We start from the raw sequence: 23,527 nt of genomic DNA on the forward strand, positions 1-23,527 counted from the left end.
AAGCGGGAATAAACGTCCGGTTCGGACCTAAATATTCTTGGGGTCACCTGAAATATCCGCCTTAAGTAGGTGGAAAAGCGCAAATAGGTCAGCACTTGTGACTTTTATTTGCTGGGGGCGTCGGGTAAAGAAGCCGCACACCCCTGAAGTCTACTCCTTGAAGAGGTTCAGCGACACATGGCAAAGCAGCCGATGTTGAAATTCGTTACCACCGCGCGGGAAATGCCCGAAAAGCGGGAGGCTACTGTCCGCAACAAGGATTTCGACGAGATTTACGCGGAGTATGCAGAGGCGAAGGCCCACGAGCAAGCGTCTCGCTGTTCGCAGTGTGGCGTGCCCTATTGCCAGAGCCACTGCCCCCTGCACAACAATATCCCTGATTGGCTGAACCTGACGGCAACCGGCCGTTTGCAGGAAGCCTATGAGGTCAGCCAGGCCACCAACACGTTTCCGGAGATCTGCGGCCGCATTTGCCCGCAGGACCGTCTGTGCGAAGGCAACTGCGTGATCGAGCAGTCCGGCCATGGCACCGTGACCATCGGCTCTGTCGAGAAGTACATCACAGACACCGCCTGGGAAAAGGGCTGGGTCAAGCCGGCGTCTCCCTCTCACGAGCGGTCCGAAAGCGTCGGCATCATTGGCGCGGGCCCCGGCGGATTGGCGGCGGCGGACATGCTGCGCCGCGCTGGCGTGCAGGTCACGGTCTACGACCGCTACGACCGCGCGGGCGGTTTGCTGACCTACGGCATCCCCGGCTTCAAGTTGGAAAAGGAAGTGGTCATGCGCCGGGTCGAGCAGCTGGAGCAGGGCGGCGTGCGCTTTGTCCAGAACTGCAACGTCGGCGACACCATGTCCTTTGACGAGATCCGCGCACAACATGATGCGGTGATCATCGCCACGGGCGTCTACAAGTCGCGTGACCTCGGCGGTCCCGGTGCGGGCGCCAAGGGCATCGTGAAGGCGCTGGACTACCTGACCGCATCGAACAAATCCGCGAACTTTGGCGACACGGTTGCGGACTTCGAGGACGGCACGCTGAACGCCAAGGGCAAGAATGTGGTCGTCATCGGTGGCGGCGACACGGCCATGGACTGCGTGCGGACGGCGATCCGGCAGGGCGCTTCGTCGGTGAAATGCCTGTACCGTCGTGACCGTACCAACATGCCCGGTTCGCAGCGCGAAGTGCAGAACGCCGAAGAAGAAGGCGTCGTGTTCGAGTGGCTGACCGCGCCTGCGGGCTTCAAGGGCGGTGACGTTGTCAGTGCGGTGACGGTGCAGAAAATGCGCCTTGGCGCGCCGGATGCCACGGGCCGTCAACGTCCCGAGCTGATCGAAGGGTCCGACTATGACGAGCCTGCAGATCTGGTTGTGAAGGCGCTTGGGTTTGAGCCGGAAGAGCTGCCGACCCTCTGGGGTGTGGACGGGCTGGACGTGACCCGCTGGGGCACCGTGAAGGCCGAGTTCACCACCGGGCGCACCGCGCTGGATGGCGTCTATGCCATCGGTGATATCGTGCGTGGCGCGAGCCTTGTCGTCTGGGCAATCCGCGATGGCCGCGACTGTGTCGAAGCCATTCTGGAAGACTTCAACGCCAAAGCATCGGTTGCTGCGGAGTAACTCAAGCGTGTTTTCCGCTCGGATGTATCGCCTTCAGGGTGTGCAATCCGACCGGAAACGCGGGGCAAACCGGTCGGTTGTTAAGACCGCTCACGTGGGAACGCGTAAAGGTTAAAGGTCTGCAAGGCTGACCTGAACTGTGGGAGAGGTGAAATATGTCTGAAGCAATGCGTCACTTGAGCATCGCGGGGCTGTTGGCCCTGATGCCCTTGTGCGCGCAGGCGGCAGACGTGTTCCAGGCGCCCGCAGGCTGCGAGACCTTTCTGACGGTGCAGATGAAGGAATGCCGCGTCGAGCATCATTATAGCTGTGCGGCCAGCGGCTCTGACCAGTGGCGCGCTGTCTACGTGGAGCAGGGGCCGATCTTTATCAGCCGCATCGACGCTCAGGCGCAGTGGCTGTCCAGCATCGACATCGCATCGGGCCGTGAAACGGTAACGGTGATGCCGGTGAAGGATCCGTCAGACGTGACAGCCCTGATCGAAACCGGGCAGGACGCGTTCGATTTCCAGCAGCGTCGCGCGGATGGATCGGTGGAGCGTGTGTTCGGCGAGGATCGTATCGTCGAGCGCAACGTGCTGCTGGACGGCGAGCTGCTGCACCGCACGGTGTTCGAGGTGACCTATCAGCGCGCCGATGGCAGCGAGATCGGGACGTATTCCGGTTCGGAATATGTGTCTGATACGCACCAACGGTTCTTTGCCGGGCGGGGCACCAGTGTGTTCGATGGCGTGTCGTCGTCGTTCGACCGCACGCCACAGGAGTTCATCTATCCCGGCGAGCCGGGCTTTGCTTCGGTCACGCCTGTCTACGACTGTGGAATGATGATGAGCGCCCTGCGCTAGAGGATTGGGGACGGCGGGCTCCCCCCGCGTCCTGAGTGAATTTGAACCAAGGCGAGGTTGCGGCCGGATCTTGGGATGTAATCTGGTCGCCTGCGGGGGACCGAACGGATGAGACGGCCACCCGGCGTGGCCTATATGGAGGGCGTGAGCCATGACCAAGTTTGACGCTGAATGGGTGCGCAACGAGGAAGCCAAGCGCAAGTGGATGTCGGAAAACGGCATGTACCACGAGAGCGAGGAGCATTCGTCGTGCGGTGTGGGCCTTGCGGTGAGCCTTGACGGCAAACCGTCGCGCAAGGTTGTGGAGGCGGGCATTTCCGCACTGAAGGCAATCTGGCACCGCGGCGCGGTGGATGCGGATGGCATGACCGGCGACGGCGCAGGCATCCACGTTCAGATCCCGGCCCCCTTCTTTTACGATCAGGTGGAGCGCACCGGCCACACGCCGCGCATGGACCAGCGCATGGCCGTGGGTCAGGTGTTTTTGCCGCGCACGGACTTCGGCGCGCAGGAAGCCTGCCGGACCATCGTCGAGACCGAAGTGCTGCGCATGGGCCATTCCATCTACGGCTGGCGCCACGTCCCGGTGAATGTCGGCTGCCTTGGCGAGAAGGCGAACGCCACGCGCCCCGAGATCGAGCAGATCCTGATTTCCAACGCGCGCGGCGTGGATGAGGAACAGTTCGAGCGTGAGCTCTATGTCATCCGTCGTCGCATCGAAAAGGCGGCTGCGGCGGCTGGCGTTGCGGGCAACGGCGGGTTGTACATCGCCTCGCTGTCCTGCCGGTCCATCATCTACAAGGGCATGATGCTGGCGGAACAGGTGGCGGAATTCTACCCCGACCTTCAGGATGAGCGGTTCGAGAGCGCCTTTGCGATCTATCACCAGCGCTATTCCACCAACACCTTCCCGCAGTGGTGGCTGGCGCAGCCGTTCCGCATGCTGGCGCACAACGGCGAGATCAACACGCTGAAGGGCAACGTCAACTGGATGAAGTCGCACGAGATCCGCATGGCGTCGTCGGCGTTTGGCGATCTGGCCGAAGACATCAAGCCGATCATCGCAAATGGCGCGTCTGATTCGGCGGCGCTGGATGGCGTGTTCGAGGTTCTGGTGCGCGCGGGCCGCAACGCCCCGATGGCCAAGACCATGCTGATCCCCGAAAGCTGGTCCAAGCAGGCGGTCGAGCTGCCCGAGGCGTGGCGCGACATGTATTCCTACTGCAACTCGGTGATGGAGCCGTGGGACGGTCCTGCCGCGCTGGCGATGACCGATGGTCGCTGGGTCTGTGGCGGTCTGGACCGCAACGGCCTGCGCCCGATGCGGTATGTCGTGACCGGCGACGGTATGCTGATCGCCGGGTCCGAGGCGGGCATGGTGCCGGTGGACGAGGCGACCGTGCGTGAAAAAGGCGCGCTTGGCCCGGGGCAGATGATCGCGGTCGACATGGCCGAGGGCAAGCTGTTCCACGACACCGAGATCAAGGACGTTCTGGCCGCATCGCAGCCGTTCGGTGACTGGGTTGGCAAGATCAACGAGCTGGACGGGCCGCTGGCCGAGGTCACCGAAAAGCCGCTGTTCGAGGGCGCAGAGCTGCGTCGGCGTCAGATCGCTGCCGGCTACACCATCGAGGAGCTGGAACAGATCCTTGCGCCGATGGCCGAGGACGGCAAGGAGCAGCTGGCCTCTATGGGCGACGATACGCCCTCTGCCGTGCTGTCCAAGAAGTACCGCCCGCTGTCGCATTTCTTCCGCCAGAACTTCTCCCAGGTGACCAACCCGCCGATCGACAGCCTGCGCGAATTCCGCGTGATGTCGCTGAAGACACGGTTCGGCAACCTCAAGAACGTGCTGGACGAATCCTCGTCGCAGACAGAGATCCTCGTGCTGGACACGCCTTTCGTGGCCAATGCGCAGTTCGACGCGCTGAAGGAGAACTTCAACGCGACCTCCACGACCATCGACTGCACGTTCGGGGCTGGCAAAAACGAGCTGCGTGACAACCTCGCCCGCATTCGGGCAGAGGCCGAAGAGGCTGTGTCTTCCGGCGCGGGGCATTTGATCCTGACGGATGAAGGCACCTCGGAGGATCGCGTTGCGATGCCGATGATCCTGGCCACCAGCGCGGTGCACAGCCACCTGACGCGCAAGGGGTTGCGGACCTTCTGCTCGATCACCGTGCGGTCGGCGGAATGCATCGACCCGCATTACTTTGCGGTGCTGATCGGCGCCGGTGCGACCATCGTGAACCCCTATCTGGCCGAAGACAGCCTTGCCGACCGTATCAAGCGCGGTCTGCTCGATATGACGCTGAACCAAGCCGTGGCGAAATACCGCGAGGCCATCGACCAGGGTCTGCTGAAGATCATGTCCAAGATGGGTATCTCGGTCGTGTCGTCCTATCGCGGCGGTCTGAACTTCGAGGCGGTGGGCCTGTCCCGCGCCATGTGTGCCGAATACTTCCCCGGCATGATTTCCCGTATCTCGGGGATCGGTGTGAACGGTATCCAGCACAAGGCCGAGCAGGTCCATGCGCTGGGCTTCAAGAACGGGCGCGACGTGCTGCCCATTGGTGGCTTCTACAAGGCGCGCAAATCGGGCGAGACCCATGCGTGGGGTGCGCAGACCATGCACCTGATGCAGTCCGCCTGTGACCGCGCGTCCTACGAGCTGTGGAAGCAGTATTCCAACGCGATGCAGGCGAACCCGCCGATCCATTTGCGTGACCTGCTGGCGGTGAAGCCGCTGGGCGCGTCCGTCCCGCTTGAAGAAGTCGAATCGATCACCTCGATCCGCAAGCGGTTCGTGACGCCGGGGATGTCGCTGGGCGCGCTGTCGCCGGAGGCGCACAAGACGTTGAACATCGCGATGAACCGGATCGGCGCAAAGTCGGATTCCGGTGAAGGCGGCGAAGATCCGGCGCACTTCGTGCCGGAGCCCAACGGCGACAACCCGTCCGCCAAGATCAAGCAGGTGGCGTCGGGCCGTTTCGGTGTGACCGCCGAATACCTGAACCACTGCGAAGAGCTGGAAATCAAGGTCGCGCAGGGGGCCAAGCCCGGCGAGGGCGGTCAGCTTCCGGGCATGAAGGTCACCGACCTGATTGCGCGTCTTCGGCATTCGACCAAGGGCGTGACCCTGATCTCGCCACCGCCGCACCACGACATCTACTCGATCGAGGACCTCGCGCAGCTGATCTACGACCTCAAGCAGATCAACCCGCGCTGCAAGGTGACGGTGAAGCTGGTGGCGTCGTCTGGAGTGGGCACAATCGCGGCAGGCGTGGCAAAGGCGAAGGCCGACGTCATCCTGATCTCGGGCCACAACGGCGGCACGGGCGCATCGCCTGCGACCTCGATCAAGCATTGCGGTCTGCCGTGGGAGATGGGGCTGTCGGAGGCGCATCAGGTGCTGTCGATGAACAACCTGCGCTCGCGCGTGACGCTGCGCACGGACGGTGGTTTGCGCACCGGGCGGGACATCGTCATGGCGGCCATGATGGGGGCCGAAGAGTTCGGCATCGGCACCGCGGCGCTGATCGCCATGGGCTGCATCATGGTGCGCCAGTGCCAGTCCAACACCTGCCCGGTGGGCGTGTGTACTCAGGACGAAGCCCTGCGGGACAAGTTCACCGGCAACGCGGACAAGGTGGTCAACCTGATCTCCTTCTATGCGACCGAAGTGCGCGAAATCCTGGCCGAGATCGGTGCGCGGTCGCTGGATGAGGTGATCGGTCGTGCGGACCTGCTGACGCAGGTGTCGCGCGGTGCAGAGCATCTTGACGATCTGGACCTGAACCCGCTGCTGATCCGCGTCGATGGGTCCGACAAGAACGTCTACAACCGCGACAAGCCGCGCAACCCGGTGCCTGATACGCTGGATGCGGAAATCGTGCGCGACGCCGCACGCTTCTTGCAGGATGGCGAAAAGATGCAGCTGTCCTATGCCGTGATGAACACGCACCGGACAGTGGGCACGCGGGTGTCGAGCCACATCGAGTCGAAGTTCGGGATGCGCAACGCGTTGCAGCCCGATCACCTGCACATCAAGCTGACCGGCTCTGCCGGGCAGTCGCTGGGCGCCTTTGCCGCGCCGGGGCTGAAGCTCGAAGTGTCGGGCGACGCCAACGACTACGTGGGCAAGGGCCTGTCGGGGGGCACGATCGTTGTGCGCCCGCCGCTGGTGTCGCCGCTCAAGGCGTCGGAGAACACGATCATCGGCAACACTGTCCTGTACGGTGCGACCGACGGCTATCTGTTCGCGGCAGGCAAGGCGGGTGAACGCTTCGCGGTCCGCAACTCCGGCGCGAAGGTTGTGGTCGAGGGCTGCGGCTCCAACGGGTGTGAATACATGACCGGGGGCGTGGCGGTGATCCTGGGGGAGATCGGTGCGAACTTTGGCGCGGGGATGACCGGCGGCATGGCGTATCTGTACGATCCCGAAGGCAAGGCCGACGCGTTGATGAACATGGAAAGCCTCGTGACCTGCAAGGTGACCGTGTCTGCGTGGGAAGATCAGCTGTTGGGCCTGATCCAACGCCATGCGGAGGAAACGCGCTCTCAAAAGGCCGCAGAGATCCTGCAGCATTGGGATCTGGAGAAGGGCAACTTCGTTCAGGTCTGCCCGAAAGAGATGCTGAACAAGATCCCGCATCCGCTGGGCATCGAAGACGCCGTGGCGGTGCCGGCGGAGTAAGCTGGCCTCGCTTTGAAATCACACGCCCCGGGGGAAACCTCGGGGCGTTCTTGGTTTCTGAGGGTAGGCTTTGTGGTGGTTTGCCTGATGTTGGGCGGGGACAATATTTTCTGGTCCACCGCACATGTCGCGGGCTGATGTTCAGTTCCTTGTCCGTAAGGATATTATTCGGGTTTAGCGTGGTACAGATTTGGGGCGGCCGGCGAAGGCCGTTGATGTCCGGGTCACGTCAGGCGGCGACCGCTGCGGTGCCGTCTCGTTTTTCTGCTAGCCCCTTTGGCACGGGTGTGTAGACAGGGGACATGGCTACCAAACGGACAAAATCGACGCCCAAGAGCAAGGCGCGCAAGCAGGACAAGACGAAGTTGCCTTTGCGGCGGCGGCTGAAACGCCTTGTGTATATAGGAGCTTTGGGGATGGCAGCCTTTGTCGTTCTGGCGGTGGCGGCGTTTACCGTGCTGAACCCGCCCACCACGCATACGATCTGGAGCGAGAAGCAGCGCCTTGGCTCTGTGGACCGGTCCTGGGTCCGATTCGAGGATGTCGCCCCGGTGATGGGCCGTTCCGTCGTGGCGGCCGAGGATGCCAATTTCTGCGAACACTGGGGATTCGACATGACGGCGATCCGCGCCGCCATTGCGGAAGGGGCGCAGCGTGGCGGCTCCACCCTGAGCCAGCAGGTGGTGAAGAACGTCTATCTCTGGCAAGAGCGGTCCTGGCTGCGCAAGGGGTTGGAGGCCGGGCTGACACCCTTGGTCGAAGGCATCTGGTCCAAGCGACGTATTCTCGAGGTCTATCTCAACGTGGCGGAGTTCGGCGAGGGCGTGTTCGGGGTGGAAGCGGCCTCCTGGCATTATTTCGGCGTCGGGCCGGAGGCTTTGACCGCGCGACAGGCGGCTTTGCTGGCGGCTGTCTTGCCCAGCCCCAGAACGCGGGATGCTGGCCGTCCTTCGAAGGCCGTGAGCCGGCGGGCTCAGGCGATCATGGATGGGGCGGCGACCATCGCGGCGGATGGCCGGGCGGCATGCTTTGAGGGCGGTCAGGCCGGCTGAAATCGGCGGGAGGCAGCCTGCTTGTGGTCCGCAGAGGGGCGCAACCTGCGGCGGGCGCTTGAAACCGGGTGGCGATGGACTCTATTAGAAGGCATTCCCGAAACGCAGGATTATCATGGCCAAGCTGTATCACGTTCCCCTTTCTCCGTTCTGCCGCAAGGTGCGGCTGAGCCTCGCCGAGAAAAAGATCGAATGCGAATTGGTGGAGGAGCGCTACTGGGAGAAGGACCCCGATTTCCTGCGGCGCAATCCGGCAGCCAAGGTGCCGATCCTGCGCATGGACGGCAAGACGATGGCCGAATCATCTGCCATTTGTGAGTGGATCGAGGAAAAATACTCGGACCCCTCGCTGATGCCGCGGTCACCGGATGCCCGCTATGAGGTGCGGCGCCTGGTGGGATGGTTTGACGACAAGTTTCACAACGAAGTCACGTCCAAGCTGCTGTATGAACGGGTGAACAAGAAGGTGATGAAGGCCGGTTTTCCGGATTCGGGGAATGTGAAGTCCGGCGCGAAGGCGATCAAATATCATCTCGATTACCTCGCTTGGTTGCTGGAGCATCGCCGTTGGTTGGCGGGTGATTCCATGACGTTGGCGGATTTTGCCGCTGCCGCGCATCTGTCGTCTCTGGACTATATCTCTGATGTGGACTGGAACCGCAGCGAGGCGGTCAAGGATTGGTATGCGAAGATCAAATCGCGCCCGGCTTTCCGGTCGATCCTTGCGGATCAGGTGCCGGGTTTCCCACCGCCCGCGCATTACGCCGACTTGGATTTTTGAACCCGCCTTTCGGGGCAGGGGGGGGCGCTGCCCCGTCCCATTGGGACATCCCCGGAGTATTTGAAAAGCCAAGAAGCAGGGTGACCGCGTGACCGATCTGACCACAGCGCTGAAAACGGAAGCGGGCGCGGTCGGGTTCTCTGACTGCCGCATCTGCCGTCCGACGGATGTGCCAGAGGTCATGGCGCGCTTGCAGGCCTTTGTCGCCGAGGGTCGGCATGGGCAGATGGGGTGGATGGCGGAGCGCATGAACTGGCGTGGCGATCCCGCGGCGCTTTGGCCGGAGGCGCGGTCCGTGATCATGCTGGCAGAAAATTATGGCCCGGAGAGCGATCCTCTGGCCGTCTTGTCAGAACGGGACCGTGGCGCGGTCAGCGTTTATGCCCAAGGGCGCGATTATCACGACGTGGTCAAGAAGCGGCTCAAGCGGCTGGGGCGCTGGTTGATTGATGCGGCTGGAACCTCGCCTGAAATCAAGGTGTTCGTCGATACGGCCCCGGTGATGGAAAAGCCGCTGGGGCAGGCGGCCGGGTTGGGGTGGCAGGGCAAGCACACCAACCTTGTCAGCCGCCGTTTGGGGTCCTGGTTCTTTCTCGGCTGCATCTTTACCACCTTGGATCTGGAGGTGGACGGCGCCGAGGTGGACCACTGCGGATCGTGTCGCAAGTGTCTGGATGTCTGCCCGACGGGGGCGTTTCCGGCGCCCTATCAATTGGACGCCCGGCGGTGCATTTCCTACCTGACGATCGAACACAGCGGTCCGGTGGACGAAGCCCTGCGCCCCGGACTGGGCAACCGGATTTACGGGTGCGACGACTGTCTGGCGGTCTGTCCATGGAACAAGTTTGCGCAGGCGGCCTCTGAGGTGAAGTATGAACACAAGGTGGGGGCGCCTGTTTTGACGGACTTGGTGAGGCTGGACGACGCCGCATTCCGGGCGCGGTTTTCCGGCTCTCCGATCAAGCGGATTGGCCGGGATCGCATGGTGCGCAACGTGCTTTACGCAATCGGCAATGCAGGTGAGGCGCGTCTGCGGGAGGCTGCGCGGCCGTTGTGCGAGGATGATGACGCGACGGTGCGCGACGCAGCGCGGTGGGCCGTGACACAACCTGTGGATTGAGCGCGGCGCAGAGGCCACATTCTCAAGAAGACTGTCGGTTCGATGGACGCCAAGTCAATCCGACTCTTGCATGCGATAAAAAAGCATGTTGAAGTCGTCAGGCCGAGTGGGGGACGTGCTGCCAACACAAAAATCACTCTATGGCTAAGGTAATAGGTAACCGTTTTCGGTTGCCCCTTGATGGTGCATGCAAACTGCGGTGTCATGGGGTGGGTGTGACGGGCGCAGAGCTGCCATCTCCGCGCCCGAGGCGACTCTTGCGGTCTTGGGAGAAAGCTGTCGTCACCCGCCTGTTACATGGCAGGCCGTGACCTTTCTCGCAACCCTCCCCCACGAAGCTGTGTGCAATGTTTCGCCGCCCCTTTGCTTTACGGCAACAGACCCCATTTAACGCAAGACAGCCGAATGGAGGTACACAATGGCAAATTATGAACGACGGCCGGAGGTTATCGAACAGTTGACCCCGGAGCAGTACCGCGTCACCCAGCAAAGCGGCACGGAGCGTCCGGGTACCGGGGAATACCTTGGAAACAAGGCCACCGGGATTTACGTCGACATCGTCTCCGGCGAGCCGCTTTTCGCCAGCGCTGCAAAGTACGAATCCGGCTGTGGCTGGCCGAGCTTTGTGAAACCCATCGAGCCGGACAACATCGTCGAGCTGCGCGACACCGCTATGGGCATGGTGCGCACCGAAGTGCGCTCGCGGCACGGAGACAGCCATCTGGGCCACGTGTTCCCGGACGGACCACAGGAGCGCGGCGGATTGCGGTATTGCATCAACTCGGCGGCGTTGCGGTTCATCGCGAAGGAAGACATGGAAGCCGAAGGCTACGGCTCATATATCGATCAAGTGGAGGACGTGTGATGAGCGAACGTGCTGTTCTGGCGGGCGGTTGTTTCTGGGGCATGCAGGATCTGATCCGCAAGCTGCCCGGCGTCGAAAAGACCGTCGTCGGGTACACCGGCGGTGATGTGCCCAACGCGACCTATCGCAACCATGGAACCCATGCTGAAGGGATCGAAATCATCTTTGATCCGGAGAAGACAAGTTATCGGCAGTTGCTGGAGTTCTTCTTTCAGATCCACGATCCGTCAACGCCCAACCGGCAGGGAAATGACGTGGGCATGAGCTATCGCTCCGCCATCTATTATGTGAATGAGGCGCAAAGGGACGTTGCGTTGGACACCATTGCCGATGTGGACGCGTCTGGCCTGTGGCCCGGCAAGGTGGTGACCGAGGTGGAGCCGGTGGGTGATTTCTGGGCGGCTGAGCCGGAGCACCAGGATTACCTGCAAAGGCTTCCGACCGGGTATACCTGCCATTATCCGAGGCCCGGGTGGGTGTTGCCGAGGCGGTCCGCCGCTGAATGACGGTGTTGATACGGGCGCCTCGTGGGGCGCTACGATCCCTGCGGGCATGCGGCGTTGGGCGTCGAGGCGGCCAACGAGGGCACCCGTCCGGTCGGTGATCCGAGGTTCAGGACGGGGTCGGACGCTATTTGCGCAGGCGCAAAGGCGCCCCGCCCACCGTCCCGAAGGGGCTTGCGGATGACCTGTGCCGATCTGACGTGACGTAGAAGGGTGACAAGGTCAAAGTGATGGTGTGTGCTGTGCCCTGAGACAGGGAGGTTTCACCATGACCACGTATCCGCATCTGCTGCGTCCGCTCGACCTTGGGTTCACCACGCTGAAAAATCGCGTGTTGATGGGGTCGATGCACACCAACCTTGAAGAACGCGGCGATTGGAACCGGGTGGCGGAATTCTATGCCACGCGGGCGCGGGGCGGTGTCGGTCTTATGGTGACAGGCGGCATGGCTCCCAATGTCGAAGGTGGGGTGTTTCCCGGCGCTGCCGGCTTGTTTTCCCAACAGGATATCTCCAACCACCGGATCGTGACGGACCGCGTGCACGCAGCAGGCGGCAAGATTGCCATGCAAATCCTGCACGCCGGTCGGTATGCCTACGGACCTGAGTGCGTCGCGCCCAGTGCGATCAAATCACCGATTTCACCATTTCCGCCGAAGGCGCTGGACGAAGACGGGATCGAGAAGCAGATCGCCGACATGGCCACCTCTGCCGCCCGCGCGCGCGAAGCGGGATACGACGGCGTGGAGATCATGGGCTCCGAAGGATATTTCCTGAACCAGTTTCTTGTGTCCCACACCAACAAGCGCACGGACCGCTGGGGCGGGTCGTATGAGAACCGGATGCGCCTGCCGGTGGAGGTGGTCAAGCGTGTGCGCGCTGCGGTGGGCGAGGACTTCATCGTGATTTTCCGGCTGTCGATGATCGACCTGATCCCGAACGGGTCCACCCATGAGGAGGTGGTGATGCTGGCCCAAGCGGTGGAGGCCGCCGGGGCGACGATCATCAACACCGGCATCGGCTGGCACGAAGCGCGGGTCCCCACCATCGCCACATCTGTGCCGCGCGCGGCCTTTGCCTGGGTGACGCAAAAGCTGATGGGCAAGGTGTCGGTGCCGCTGATCACGTCAAATCGGATCAATACGCCGGACGTGGCGGAGGGGATACTGGCGGACGGTTGCGCCGATATGGTGTCAATGGCGCGGCCTTTCCTTGCGGATCCGGATTTCGTGAACAAGGCCGCCCAAGGCCGCGCCGACCTGATCGCGCCCTGCATCGCCTGCAACCAGGCCTGTCTGGATCACACGTTTTCCGGCAAGGTGTCGTCCTGTCTGGTGAACCCAAAGGCAGGGTTCGAGACAGAGCTGGTGGTCACACCAGCAGAGGTGGCGAAGTCCGTGGCGGTTGTGGGAGCGGGTCCGGCGGGCATGGCCTCGGCCATAACGTCGGCGGAGCGTGGGCATCGGGTGGTGTTGTTCGACGCGCACGATGAGATCGGCGGTCAATTGAACATGGCAAAGCAGGTTCCGGGCAAGGAGGAATTTCACGGGCTGGTGGAGTGGTTTGGCGCGGCCCTGAACGAAGCGGGCGTCGAACTGCGATTGGGCCAGCACGTTGACGCCGACGCGCTGAGTGCGTTCGACACGGTGATCGTCGCCACAGGGGTGTCGCCGCGGGATCCGGAGATCGCTGGGCAGGACCACCCAAAGGTTACCGGCTACATCGACGTGCTGCGCGGCAAGGTCGAGGCCGGCGGTCGAGTGGCTGTGATCGGGGCAGGGGGCATCGGGTTTGACGTGTCCGAATATCTCGTTACCGGGGACAGCCCGACAGAGAGCCTGCCGGAGTGGATGCGTGAATGGGGCGTGACAGACCCGGCGGATCAACGGTCTGGACTGTCGCCGGAGGGGCCGCAGCCTGCCGCACCTTTGCGGCATGTGACGCTGTTGCAGCGCAAGGCGGAGAAGCCCGGCAAGCGCTTGGGCAAGACAACCGGCTGGATTCACCGTGCCGGGCTGCAGATGAAGGGCGTGCAGATGAAAGCGGGCGTGAATTACGAGCACATCGACGACGACGGATTGCATATCTCTTACGGAGAGGCGCGCGAACGGCCCGAGGTCATCGCCTGCGATACGGTGGTGCTGTGCGCAGGGCAGGTGAGTGAGCGGTCTCTGGCGGATGATCTGGAGGCTGCGGGCGTGTCGTGTCACGTGATCGGGGGCGCGGATGTGGCCGCAGAGCTGGATGCCAAGCGCGCGATTGACCAGGGCGTGCGGTTGGCGGCGACGCTGTAGGAACGGGGGCTGCATCATCTTTTTGATCGTTTGCCTTGCGTAAGGCTGCCGCCGATCATGGAACCAAATCCGCGTCTCTCCTGTTGTGGGTATGAAAGAGGAACACAGGGTTTTGTGTTCCGAACGACGAGATAGGAGAGACACATGACCAAGATTACAGACGCGAAAATTCTGATCATCGCCACCCACGGTTTTGAGCAATCCGAACTCGAATTCCCGCGCGACCAGTTGCGGGCCAAAGGTGCAGAAGTGCATGTTGCAACCCTTGACGGGAAGGCAATCAAGGGCTGGGAAGGCTCTGACTGGGGCCGCGAGGCCGAGGCGGACCTGAAGATCGCTGACGTCGACGCCACCAAGTACGATGCAATCGTTTTGCCGGGCGGTCAGATCAACCCCGACCTGCTGCGCGTAGATGCGGCGTCGGTGGAACTGGTCCGCAGCTTTGCGCGCCAAGGCAAGGTTGTCGCAGCGGTATGCCACGCGCCGTGGTTGCTGATCGAAGCGGACATCGTCGCGGGCCGCGAAGTCACCGGCTATCCGTCGATCCGAACCGACCTGAAAAACGCAGGTGCCCGTGTGATGGATGAGCCCGTCGTTGCAGACAGCGGCATCGTCACCTCGCGTAATCCTGACGATCTGAAAGCCTTTGTGTCCAAGATCGTTGAGGAAGTGGAAGAAGGCCGTCACAATCAAAAGGCTGCCTAAACCAGCCCTTTGATCATTCGGATCATTGCCTTGCCCCCGCCCAGCCCCGCTGTGGCGGGGGTTTGCTTTGCATTTTCCCGTTTCCGGACGCGGCACGGTGAGGGCAATAACCGCGATATTGTCTCTCCCCTGCCTAAGTTCAGCCGCGATTCACCGGCATTCCTTGTATCCAACGCAGGAACGACGAGGAGACGGAAATGGATCGTCTTACCGAAATGGAGGCTTTTGCCACCGTGGTAGACCAGGGCGGCTTCACTGATGCCGCCAAGAAGATGGGGATTTCCAAATCGGCCGTTTCCAAGCATGTATCCAGCCTGGAAGCCCGGCTTGGTGCACGCCTGTTGAACAGGACGACACGGCGGGTTTCGCCGACGGAGATCGGGCTGGCGTATTACGACCGAGCCCGGCGTGTCTTGAACGACGCAGGCGAAGCGGATGCGCTCGTGACCTCGATGCAAAGCGCGCCGTCCGGCCTGCTGCGGATTTCGGTGGCAACGGATTTCGGGGTGAACCACCTGTCGCCGGTGCTGGGCGAATTCCTCGCGGAGTTTCCCGATATCACCGTCAACATGGTGCTGAACAATCGCTATGTTGAACTGATCTCTGAAGGGTTCGACATGGCGATCCGCATCGGTGAGCTGGAAGACAGCACATTGAAAGCGCGAAAGTTGACCGAGACCTGCAAACGTATGATCGCAGCTCCGGCCTATTTCGAGAAATACGGGCGGCCTCAGCGGATCGACGATCTGAACGAACACAAGCTGCTGCACTATTCGAACCAATCTTCCGGCAGCATGTGGAAGCTGACCGCTCCGTCGGGCGAGAAGCGGCAGGTGCGCACGGCTGGCTGGCTGACCGTGAACGACGGCCAATCGCTGCTGAACGCCTGCGTCGGCGGGCTCGGGATCGCGTATCTGCCGTCATATCTGTACCATGATGCCATGGAGGCCGGGCTGGTCGAGGATGCGATCCCCGATCTGCCGGTGGAAACCCAGGGTGTCTACGCCGTCTATCCGCCCGGCCGCTTCACGCAGCCCAAGGTCCGCGCCTTCATCGACTTCCTCGTTCACTCCTTTGCCGACAAGGGTCCGAACGTCTGGTGACACCGGTGGGCGCCTGTCGCCCTCTGGAACTGCTTTTCCTCTGCCTGATGCTAGGCACCAACTGCCCCCGTCGACAGAAAGGTCGGTCGGGGGCTTCTTTTTTGTGGTGCCAGGATCTCGGTGGGTCGACTAGATCAAGGGCCGGGTCATTCGGTCGAGAGCAAGACGGCTTCGATACGGCGGTTGGCCTCGCGCCCCTCCTCGGTGAGGTTGGAGGCGACAGGGGAAAGATACCCCGCCCCCTCGGCAGAGAGTTGCGCGGTGGGGGTGCCGTGGCGCTCGCGCAGGTAACTCACCGCGGACCCGGCCCGCCGCAAGGAGATGGCACGATTCGCGTCGAGCGAACCTGTGGCGTCGGTATGGCCAACGATCAGCAACCGGCGCGAGGGGTTGGTCGCGAGGTAGTCCGCGAGCGCATCAAGCGAGGCGATGGCGCCTGCGCCAAGCGTCGTAGAGCCGGTGTCGAAAATCACATCCGGCAGGATCACATGGCCGTCGGCCTCCAGCCTCTGCGCAAGGTCGCCGGTGGCAACGGATCGGATCGGCGCGGCATCGGTGATGGTCTCTGCTTGCACGGCGTCGCCCGCGCGGATGATCTGGACGTAGCCGTCACGCGGTCCTTTGCTGGCCAGCAGGGAGATGGCACCGGCGCCCGGCTTTTGCGCTGCGACAAAATGGAAGTCATCGAGAGAGACGAACATCTCCGGCGCGGGCAGCACCAACGTGGCAAAGCGGAAGTCGAAGCCGCCACAGCGCTGCGTCGCACAATCCAGCGTGATGTCGTAGCCGTCGGCGATCAGCGCGTCGCGCAGCGGCTCGATCAGCTGGAACGACGATGCGCCGCTCTGCGGGATACGCCAGCTTTCAATCTCGATCCGGCCTTCGATCCGTGTGGTGGGCAGGGTGCCGCTGCGGACCGGTCCGGTGGGCAGGGCGTAGGTGCCCGGCTCCTGGACCGTGGAGTAGGTGCGGGTGGCGGTCTGCGGCAGCGACAGGTTCTGCGCGGCCAGTGGACCTGCGCAGAACGCCAACAGCAACCCCAGCCGTTTACCGTGCTTGCGCGTGGTAGTCGTCATTCGGCCGCATATCCGTGGCCGAGGCCACCCGGTTGGTCATGTTGAAAAAGCCCGCCACATTGACGATGTCCCAGATGTCCCGCTCGGAGAACCCCGCATCGCGCAATCCCTCGCGGTCGTATTCACCGATCTTGGCGCTTTCGATCGTCATCTTTTCAGCAAAAGCGAGCATGGCGCGATGACGGTGTTTCAGGTCGGCCACGCGCCAGTTCATCACCAGCATCTCGCCCAGCTTGGGGTCGCCGGACAGGTCACGCACGGCAGCACCGTGGGCGGTGAGGCAGTAAAAGCACTTGTTCACCGAGGAAACAACCACGGCGATCATCTCGCGCTCCAGCTTGGTCAGGCCGCTGTCTGCCAGCATCAGATCGTTGTAGAGGGTGGTGAAGGCGTTCAGCTTGTCGATGTTAAACGCATAGGCGCGCAGGACGTTCGGAACCATGCCGAGCTTTTCTTCGCAGATGTCGAAGTACTTCTGCGTTTGCTCTGGCAGCGGGTCGACCGGCAGCAGGTTCAATGCGGTGGGTTTGTCGGTCACTGTGTATCGCTTTCGCTATCAAGGATGCGGTAATGGTAACGCCCCGCGACCTCCATCTGCAACGACCGATACAGCGCGGAGGCCGCAGTGTTTTGTTCGGTCGCGGCGCAGGCGATCCAGCGGGCGCCTTTCGACGCGGCCCAAAGCGCGGCGCAGCGCATCATCCAGCCCCCCAGCGCCTTTCCGCGGTGCTGTTCGAGGATATGGAGTGCGTGAACCATGGCTATGTCGTCGTGGATGGCGCAAAAGCCCACGCCGGCAGCCTTGTCCGAGACACGTCCGAACAGGCCCGTCTTGGGCGGGGCGGCGCGGTTCATGACGCGCTGCCGAGCGGCACCGATATCGCCGTCCTCCCAGAGCTCGCGCATGATGGCGAGGGGCTCCCAGATGGCAAAGGCCGAAACCCGGGGCAGGGATCGGTCGGTCAGATGGTCAATCGGGGCAAGCCAGATCTGTGTCGGGTCGGCTCGCGCATAGCCCTGGGCCGCCAGCGTCACATCCAGCGTGGTGTCCGAGGGGGTCAGGTCGGGACGGATCATGAAAAGCGGGTCTTGCCCCATCATCCGCATGGCGCTGTCCGCCGCTGTCACATCGTCGAGCCGCCAGGCGTCACGCGCCGTTGCGGCTGACACACGTTTGCCGCCGCCACGCCCCTCCCGCAGGGTCCAGGGCCCGGTGTCCACCTTGGCCGCAGCGGGCCATGTGGCGTCCAGCACGTCGAACAACCGGGGAAGATCGGGCCTGGTCTGGCTCATGCGGCCGCGTCCGTGAACAACGCGTTCAGGCGGGTCATGGCGGCATCCAGACGGGCGCCGTCCGATCCCCGCACCACGAGGTTGGTGCCGTAGATGCCGTCCTTCTGGAATGGGTAGGAGCCGAATTGGAGATCGTTGAACTCCTCGGCCAATGCGCCCAGCGGCTGGGCAACGTCGCCTTCGCCGCGCATGACACGCAGGGTTTGCGACAGGATGGGCGCGCCACCGGTCAGGGAGGGAAGCAGGCTGGCGACCATGGCTTGAAAGACGCTCGGAACGCCGGCCATGACGTGGACGTTCTGCAGGGAAAATCCCGGCGCGATGGAGACCGGGTTTTCGATCAGCGTGGCGCCATCGGGAATGCGGGCCATGCGCAGGCGCGCTTCGTTCAGCTCCGATCCGGTGCGGTCGTAATGCGCCTGTAGCAGCGCACGGGCATCGTCACGCACGGTGATCGGCACACCGAACGCCTCCGCCACGCAAGGGGCGGTGATGTCGTCATGCGTTGGGCCTATGCCGCCAGAGGTCACCACGTGGTCATAGGCTGCACTCAACGCCTGCACAGCGGCGACGATGGCGGCGTGATCGTCAGACACCACGCGAACCTCACGCAGGTCGATGCCGTGGCGGGTGAATTCATTGGCAAGGAAATGCATGTTGCTGTCGCGGGTGCGGCCTGAGAGGATCTCGTCGCCGATCACCAGCATGGCGGCGGTGGGGTTGGACATTCTGGACTTCCTTTCGCAGCGGTCGGGCAGCTTGCGCCGGGCGTTGCGTAAGGTATAGGGCTCAGATCATGCGCTTTCAAACACAACTGGTGCCTGCGACATTGATACGCCGTTACAAGCGGTTCCTGGCGGATTGCCTGCTGGAGGACGGTCGCGAGGTGACGGCCCATGTGGCGAACCCCGGCTCCATGCTGGGGCTGGCCGACGAGGGCATGCGGATCTGGCTGGAACCGAACGACGACCCAAGGAAAAAGCTCAAATGGGCTTGGCGGCTGGTGGAGCAGCCCGGAGGGCATTTTATCGGTGTCGATACGGGCGCGGCGAACCGGCTGGTCAAGCCCGCACTGATGGCGGGTCAGATCGCCGGGCTGGACGGCTACGACATTGTTCGCCCCGAAGTCATGTACGGAGAAAGCAGCCGCGTCGACTTCCTCCTCAGCGGTGGCCGACCGGATTGCTACGTCGAAGTCAAATCTGTCACGCTCTCGCGGCAGACGGGGCTGGCGGAGTTCCCGGACAGCAAGACGGCGCGTGGCACGAAACATCTGGGTGAGCTGGCGGCCATGGTCGCCCAAGGGCACCGGGCGGTGATGCTCTATCTGGTTCAACGCACCGACGCCGAACGCGTCACGCTCGCCGCTGACATCGACCCGGTTTACGCCGCAGCCTTTGCGGAGGCGACGGCCGCGGGTGTCGAGGTGCTTTCCCTGAGCTGCCAGATCACCCCCTCCGGCATAACACTCGGGCAGCCGCTGCCCTTTCAGCCGCCGAAATAGAAAAGGCCGCGCCACAAAATGCGGCACGGCCCTTGTTTCTATGCGTCCCGACAGTGGTCCGGGGTCCGGGGCAGCGCCCCGCACCGGTGTTCAGGCTCAGACCTTCAGGTTCGGGATGATCTGCTTCTTGCGGGACATGATGCCCGGCAGAACCACGGTGTCGCCGTCAACCGTCGCGCCAAAGGACTTTTCCGCCACGGCTTTTACCCGTTCGTTGGGGACCAGCAGGGTGGCTTCTTCCTTCAGAATGTCCACGACGAACAAGAGCACTTCGTCGACGCCGTCTTCGGACTGAACGGTGTTGTAGGTGTTCATCAGGCTTTCTTTGCGGTCGAGCGGGATCTCCGGTGCGGTGGTTTCCAGTACGGAGACACGGAATTTCACGCCGTCCACTTCGTATTCCTTGGAATCCATGCGGATCAGTTCAGCGTCAGAGAACGCCGAGACATCGGATTTCGCGGCGAACATCTGCGCGGCAAAGTCGCCCAGATCGACGCCCAGATCCTTGGCGAGGCTTTCGGCCACTGCGCGGTCATGGTCGGTCGTCGTGGGGGAGCGGAATTCCAGCGTGTCCGACAGGATGCAGGTCAGCGCCGCGCCCTTGATCTCTTTCGGAGCCTTGGCCATGTCCGCTTCGCCGATCAGGTCGACCATGATCGTGGCGGTGCAGGCCAGCGGGCGCACGGTGATGTCGATGGGGCCTTTGGTTTCCAGCCCGCCGACCAGCTTGTGGTGGTCGATGATCGCGGTGATGTTGGCCGCGTTGATCGAGGCGGGCAGTTCGGCGGGGTTGTTGGTGTCCACGATCACGACGTCCTGACCTTCGGCCACGTCCGAGATGATCTCGGGCTTGTCGAGGCCCCAGTGTTGCAACATGAAAGCCGCTTCGGTGTTGGGTTCGCCCAGCAGAACCGGCTTGGCGTCGACGCCCTTGGACTTCAGGTACCACGACCAGAAGATCGGGGAGCCGGTAGAATCGGTGTCAGGGGATTTGTGGCCAAAAACAAGCGTTGTCATGGGTGTCCTCGCGGTTCAAATGCATTTTGCCGCGCTATAATGCTGTGCTTGCGTATTGTCACCCCGGGACGCGCCATGTGCGACCATGGGAGCAGGGCACCGCACCGACGGGGTATCAGCGTGGCGGTGGTGTGCTGGCTTGCACGTATGGCGTCCAATCGGTGATGTCGGGGTAGTATCGGGCGCGCCACGCGCGGACCTTGGGGTTCATGACGCGCTTCCAGACCGGCGGGATCAACGCGGCCATTGCCATCAGCGGGTAGCCGTAGGGCAGTTGCGGCGCTTCGTCAGCGGTATAGGTCTGCAACAGCGGGAAGCGGCGGTCGGGCTTGTAGTGGTGATCCGAATGGCGCTGAAGGTTGATCATCAGCCAGTTCGTGGCCGTGTGTGATGCATTCCAGGAATGGCGCGGCTGGACGTGTTCGTATTTTCCCTCGCCCAGATGCCGGCGGGTCAGCCCGTAGTGTTCAACATAGTTGACCAATTCGAGCTGCCAGATCGCCACGCCCGCCTGCACGGCAAACAGCAACACGCCAAGCCAGCCACCGACCACATAGGCCAGCACCAACATCGCCGCCTGTAGCGCCCAATAGCGCCAGAAGGGATTGCTGCGGTGGGTCCAGGGCAGGGACTTGCGGGCCAGCATCGCCTTTTCGGCCCGGAACGACGAGTGCAGGGATTGCCGCAGGACACGCGGGTAAAAGCGGTGGAACCCTTCGTTGTAACGCGCGGTCACCGGATCGCGCGGTGTGCCGACGTAGCGGTGATGCACCAGCAGGTGTTCGCTGCGAAAATGCGAATACAGCACCATGGCCAGCAGAATATCGGCCAGCCAGCGTTCTCTGGCGTTGCGCTGGTGCAGCAGTTCGTGGGCGTAGACGATGCCGACGGTCCCGGTCATGACGCCGGTGCCGAACATGACGCCGTAGATTTCCCAGCCGTTCAGGTGGTCGGCGCGGGTCACGTAGTACAGCAGGCCAAACAGCGTCACGAATTGCAGCGGCACCCAGATCTGCGTGAGCAGGCGATACCAGAAAAGCTGATCTTCGGTGGTGTCCAGATCGGCGTTGGCGGTGTTCAATCCGGCGAGGGTGTCGATGGCAGAGAACAGATACCATGTGGCCAGCGGCACGAGCAGCACCCAGAGACCGCCTTGTATCGCACCGATCCAGACCAGCGGGATCAGCACGAAAGACAGGAAGAATGGCGCGGCAGCGGTAAAGCGCGCCACGCGGGCCGCCGGGATGCGGGTCTGTGCGTCGGGCCGTTCTGCAATGCTCATGGGCCTACTCCGGTTTTTGTCTATATAGACGCTCCGGCAGATTGTCCCAAGCGATGTTCATCCGCCTTGCGCAAGGTCAAACGCCTTGCGCATGACGGTTGGCAGATCGCTGGGGCTAAAATTAGACAATTCGATGAATTCTCCGCGAGAAGCGTTGCGTTCCATCGGCACCAGAGCGGTTTTCACCGTCAGAATCAGGTGGAAATGGGTGAAGGTGTGGCGGGCTTCGCCGCGGACGGTCTTCCATTCGGCGCGGATTGGCGGATCCTCGACGGGGGCATCCAGCGTCACATCCAGCCAATCGGTGCCGGGCCAGCCCAGCATCCCGCCCAGCAGCCCCTTGTCGGGCCGGGTTTCCAGCAGCCAGGCACCATCGACGCGGCGGGCGAGGTAGGCGGTGCCGCGACGGATGGGCTTTTTCTTCTTCGGAGTTTTCTTGGGCAGTTCGGCGGCGGTGCCTTCGGCCCAGGCCGCGCAGGACGTGCGCCAGGGGCACAACCCGCACGCGGGACGTTTCGGCGTGCAGATCGTGGCACCCAGGTCCATCACCGCCTGGGCGTAATCGCCGGGGCGCTGGGCGGGTGTCAGAGCGGCAGCATAGGCCGTCAGGATCGGCTTTGCCTCTGGAAGAGGCGTGTGTTCGTCGTGCAGCCGCGCCATGACGCGTTCGACGTTGCCATCGACCACCACCTGCGCGTCGTCAAAGGCAATCGCGCTGACCGCCGCTGCGGTGTAGGGGCCGACTCCGGGCAATTTCAGCAATTCCGCGTGATCCGCCGGGAACTGCCCGCCATGGTCCGCCACAACAGACCGCGCGCATTTCAGCAGGTTGCGGGCGCGGGCGTAGTAGCCCAGCCCGGCCCAGGCGGCCATGACGTCCGCATCCTCGGCAGCGGCGAGATCCTCGACCGTGGGCCAGCGCTCTGTAAAGACGCGAAAATACTCGCGGACGGCTGCCACCGTGGTCTGTTGCAGCATGATTTCTGACAGCCAGATGCGGTAGGGGTCTGCGGTCACACCGGCGGCGCGGGCCTGTGGGCGAATGCGCCACGGCAGGTCGCGGGCATGGCGATCGTACCAGTCGAGCAGGTCGGAGGCTTCGGCGGGGTCACGCAAGGGTGAGGGTCCTGTGACAGAAGGGGGCTGGCGCCCGAGGGGAACGGCCCCTTAGAATAGGGCCAGTGAACGGGAGTCAACGGGGTCCACCATGGCCAAGCGCAAGACAACCACCTACGGGTTCGCCCGTACCGAAAAGCTTCTGACGGGGCAGATCCGCAAGGCATCGGAATCGCGGGGCTTTGCCGAAAGCCGCGTCCTGACCCATTGGGAAGAGATCGTCGGAGAGGAACTGGCCCGCATGAGCCGCCCTGTCGAGGTCAAATATGGCCGCGTGCGGCTGGAGGGCAAGGTTCACAACGAATACGGCGCAAAGCTGGTGGTGCTGACCAAGGGGGCCTTTGCCCCCATCCTGGAAATGCGCAAGGCGGAGATCGTCCAGCGCATCAACGCGGTCTACGGGTTCGAAGCGATCCGTCACGTGATCGTGACCCAGACCGCGCCGGTGGGTTTTGCCGAAGGGCAGGCGAGCTTTGACCACGGCAAACCCAAGGTCCACGAACGCGCGCCCAAGCCCGAAGCTGTGGCGGAGGCCAAAAGCCTGTCCGAAGGGGTGGGGGACGATGGTCTGCGCGCAGCGCTTGAACGTCTGGGCGCAAATGTCATATCGAAGACAGGGCGGCGCGAGCCCCGCTCTGCGAAGTAGGAAAAGGCAAGAT

The 23,527-nt window shown here is 62.8% G+C and carries 20 protein-coding genes; 13 read left to right on the forward strand and 7 right to left on the reverse strand.

From position 1 onward, the window contains the following. Positions 1-177 precede the first annotated feature (177 nt). The 11 genes from GGQ68_RS15515 to GGQ68_RS15565 all read left to right on the forward strand — a co-directional run bounded on the left by GGQ68_RS15515 (position 178) and on the right by GGQ68_RS15565 (position 15,580). A complete protein-coding gene (locus GGQ68_RS15515) occupies positions 178-1,617 on the forward strand; it encodes an NAD(P)-dependent oxidoreductase (protein WP_183967591.1) in 1,440 nt (479 codons plus the stop codon). Between the two features lie 155 nt (positions 1,618-1,772). Then, entirely contained in the window at positions 1,773-2,462 is a 690-nt protein-coding gene (locus GGQ68_RS15520; RefSeq protein ID WP_183967593.1) for a hypothetical protein, read from the forward strand. Between the two features lie 151 nt (positions 2,463-2,613). Next, complete coding sequence (gene gltB, locus GGQ68_RS15525) at positions 2,614-7,158, forward strand: glutamate synthase large subunit (RefSeq protein ID WP_183967595.1); 4,545 nt, start codon at positions 2,614-2,616, stop codon at positions 7,156-7,158. A 302-nt stretch (positions 7,159-7,460) separates the two neighbouring features. Further along, positions 7,461-8,210: a monofunctional biosynthetic peptidoglycan transglycosylase gene (mtgA, locus tag GGQ68_RS15530; RefSeq protein ID WP_183967596.1), complete on the forward strand. Its 750-nt coding sequence runs from the start codon at positions 7,461-7,463 to the stop codon at positions 8,208-8,210. A gap of 115 nt (positions 8,211-8,325) precedes the next feature. Then, positions 8,326-8,991 (forward strand): FtsZ-binding protein FzlA, encoded by a 666-nt coding sequence (gene fzlA / locus GGQ68_RS15535; protein WP_183967597.1) that lies wholly within the window; start codon positions 8,326-8,328, stop codon positions 8,989-8,991. Between the two features lie 97 nt (positions 8,992-9,088). Next, a complete protein-coding gene (gene queG, locus GGQ68_RS15540; protein ID WP_221235616.1) occupies positions 9,089-10,111 on the forward strand; it encodes a tRNA epoxyqueuosine(34) reductase QueG in 1,023 nt (340 codons plus the stop codon). A gap of 418 nt (positions 10,112-10,529) precedes the next feature. Then, positions 10,530-10,976, forward strand: coding sequence for a peptide-methionine (R)-S-oxide reductase MsrB (gene msrB / locus GGQ68_RS15545; protein WP_183967599.1), 447 nt, complete (start codon positions 10,530-10,532; stop codon positions 10,974-10,976). After that, positions 10,976-11,482: a peptide-methionine (S)-S-oxide reductase MsrA gene (gene msrA / locus GGQ68_RS15550; protein WP_183967600.1), complete on the forward strand. Its 507-nt coding sequence runs from the start codon at positions 10,976-10,978 to the stop codon at positions 11,480-11,482. Before msrB ends, msrA begins: the two co-directional genes overlap by 1 nt. Positions 11,483-11,747: 265 nt before the next feature. Further along, positions 11,748-13,772, forward strand: coding sequence for an NADPH-dependent 2,4-dienoyl-CoA reductase (locus GGQ68_RS15555; protein WP_183967602.1), 2,025 nt, complete (start codon positions 11,748-11,750; stop codon positions 13,770-13,772). Positions 13,773-13,916: 144 nt separating this feature from the next. After that, positions 13,917-14,477 (forward strand): type 1 glutamine amidotransferase domain-containing protein, encoded by a 561-nt coding sequence (locus GGQ68_RS15560; protein WP_183967604.1) that lies wholly within the window; start codon positions 13,917-13,919, stop codon positions 14,475-14,477. 197 nt (positions 14,478-14,674) lie between these two features. Then, positions 14,675-15,580, forward strand: coding sequence for a LysR family transcriptional regulator (locus tag GGQ68_RS15565; RefSeq protein WP_183967606.1), 906 nt, complete (start codon positions 14,675-14,677; stop codon positions 15,578-15,580). A 146-nt stretch (positions 15,581-15,726) separates the two neighbouring features. Here the strand turns inward: GGQ68_RS15565 and GGQ68_RS15570 are convergent, their stop codons facing one another. The 4 genes from GGQ68_RS15570 to GGQ68_RS15585 are packed head-to-tail and all read right to left on the reverse strand — an operon-like array spanning position 15,727 to position 18,677. After that, a complete protein-coding gene (locus tag GGQ68_RS15570) occupies positions 15,727-16,656 on the reverse strand; it encodes an OmpA family protein (protein ID WP_183967608.1) in 930 nt (309 codons plus the stop codon). Next, the gene (locus GGQ68_RS15575; RefSeq protein ID WP_183967610.1) at positions 16,628-17,194 is read right to left on the reverse strand and encodes a peroxidase-related enzyme; all 567 of its coding nucleotides are present in this window, start codon (positions 17,192-17,194) and stop codon (positions 16,628-16,630) included. Before GGQ68_RS15575 ends, GGQ68_RS15570 begins: the two co-directional genes overlap by 29 nt. Beyond that, the gene (locus GGQ68_RS15580; RefSeq protein WP_183967612.1) at positions 17,191-17,949 is read right to left on the reverse strand and encodes a GNAT family N-acetyltransferase; all 759 of its coding nucleotides are present in this window, start codon (positions 17,947-17,949) and stop codon (positions 17,191-17,193) included. Before GGQ68_RS15580 ends, GGQ68_RS15575 begins: the two co-directional genes overlap by 4 nt. Beyond that, a complete protein-coding gene (locus tag GGQ68_RS15585) occupies positions 17,946-18,677 on the reverse strand; it encodes a competence/damage-inducible protein A (protein WP_183967614.1) in 732 nt (243 codons plus the stop codon). Before GGQ68_RS15585 ends, GGQ68_RS15580 begins: the two co-directional genes overlap by 4 nt. Before the next feature lie 68 nt (positions 18,678-18,745). On the opposite strand from GGQ68_RS15585, the gene sfsA reads away from it, so the two are divergent. Further along, a complete protein-coding gene (gene sfsA, locus GGQ68_RS15590; protein WP_183967616.1) occupies positions 18,746-19,453 on the forward strand; it encodes a DNA/RNA nuclease SfsA in 708 nt (235 codons plus the stop codon). Positions 19,454-19,549: 96 nt separating this feature from the next. Here sfsA and GGQ68_RS15595 read toward each other — a convergent pair whose 3' ends face one another. The 3 genes from GGQ68_RS15595 to mutY all read right to left on the reverse strand — a co-directional run bounded on the left by GGQ68_RS15595 (position 19,550) and on the right by mutY (position 22,868). Further along, a complete protein-coding gene (locus GGQ68_RS15595; protein ID WP_183967618.1) occupies positions 19,550-20,470 on the reverse strand; it encodes a manganese-dependent inorganic pyrophosphatase in 921 nt (306 codons plus the stop codon). Positions 20,471-20,585: 115 nt separating this feature from the next. Continuing rightward, positions 20,586-21,752: an alkane 1-monooxygenase gene (locus tag GGQ68_RS15600; RefSeq protein ID WP_183967620.1), complete on the reverse strand. Its 1,167-nt coding sequence runs from the start codon at positions 21,750-21,752 to the stop codon at positions 20,586-20,588. A 57-nt stretch (positions 21,753-21,809) separates the two neighbouring features. Continuing rightward, positions 21,810-22,868: an A/G-specific adenine glycosylase gene (gene mutY / locus GGQ68_RS15605; protein WP_183967622.1), complete on the reverse strand. Its 1,059-nt coding sequence runs from the start codon at positions 22,866-22,868 to the stop codon at positions 21,810-21,812. A gap of 91 nt (positions 22,869-22,959) precedes the next feature. Between mutY and GGQ68_RS15610 the strand changes: the two genes are divergently transcribed. Beyond that, the gene (locus tag GGQ68_RS15610; RefSeq protein ID WP_183967624.1) at positions 22,960-23,514 is read left to right on the forward strand and encodes a DUF721 domain-containing protein; all 555 of its coding nucleotides are present in this window, start codon (positions 22,960-22,962) and stop codon (positions 23,512-23,514) included. Positions 23,515-23,527 lie beyond the last annotated feature (13 nt).

Origin of the sequence: Sagittula marina (genome assembly GCF_014196795.1) — a bacterium.
Classification (GTDB): Bacteria; Pseudomonadota; Alphaproteobacteria; order Rhodobacterales; family Rhodobacteraceae; genus Sagittula; species Sagittula marina.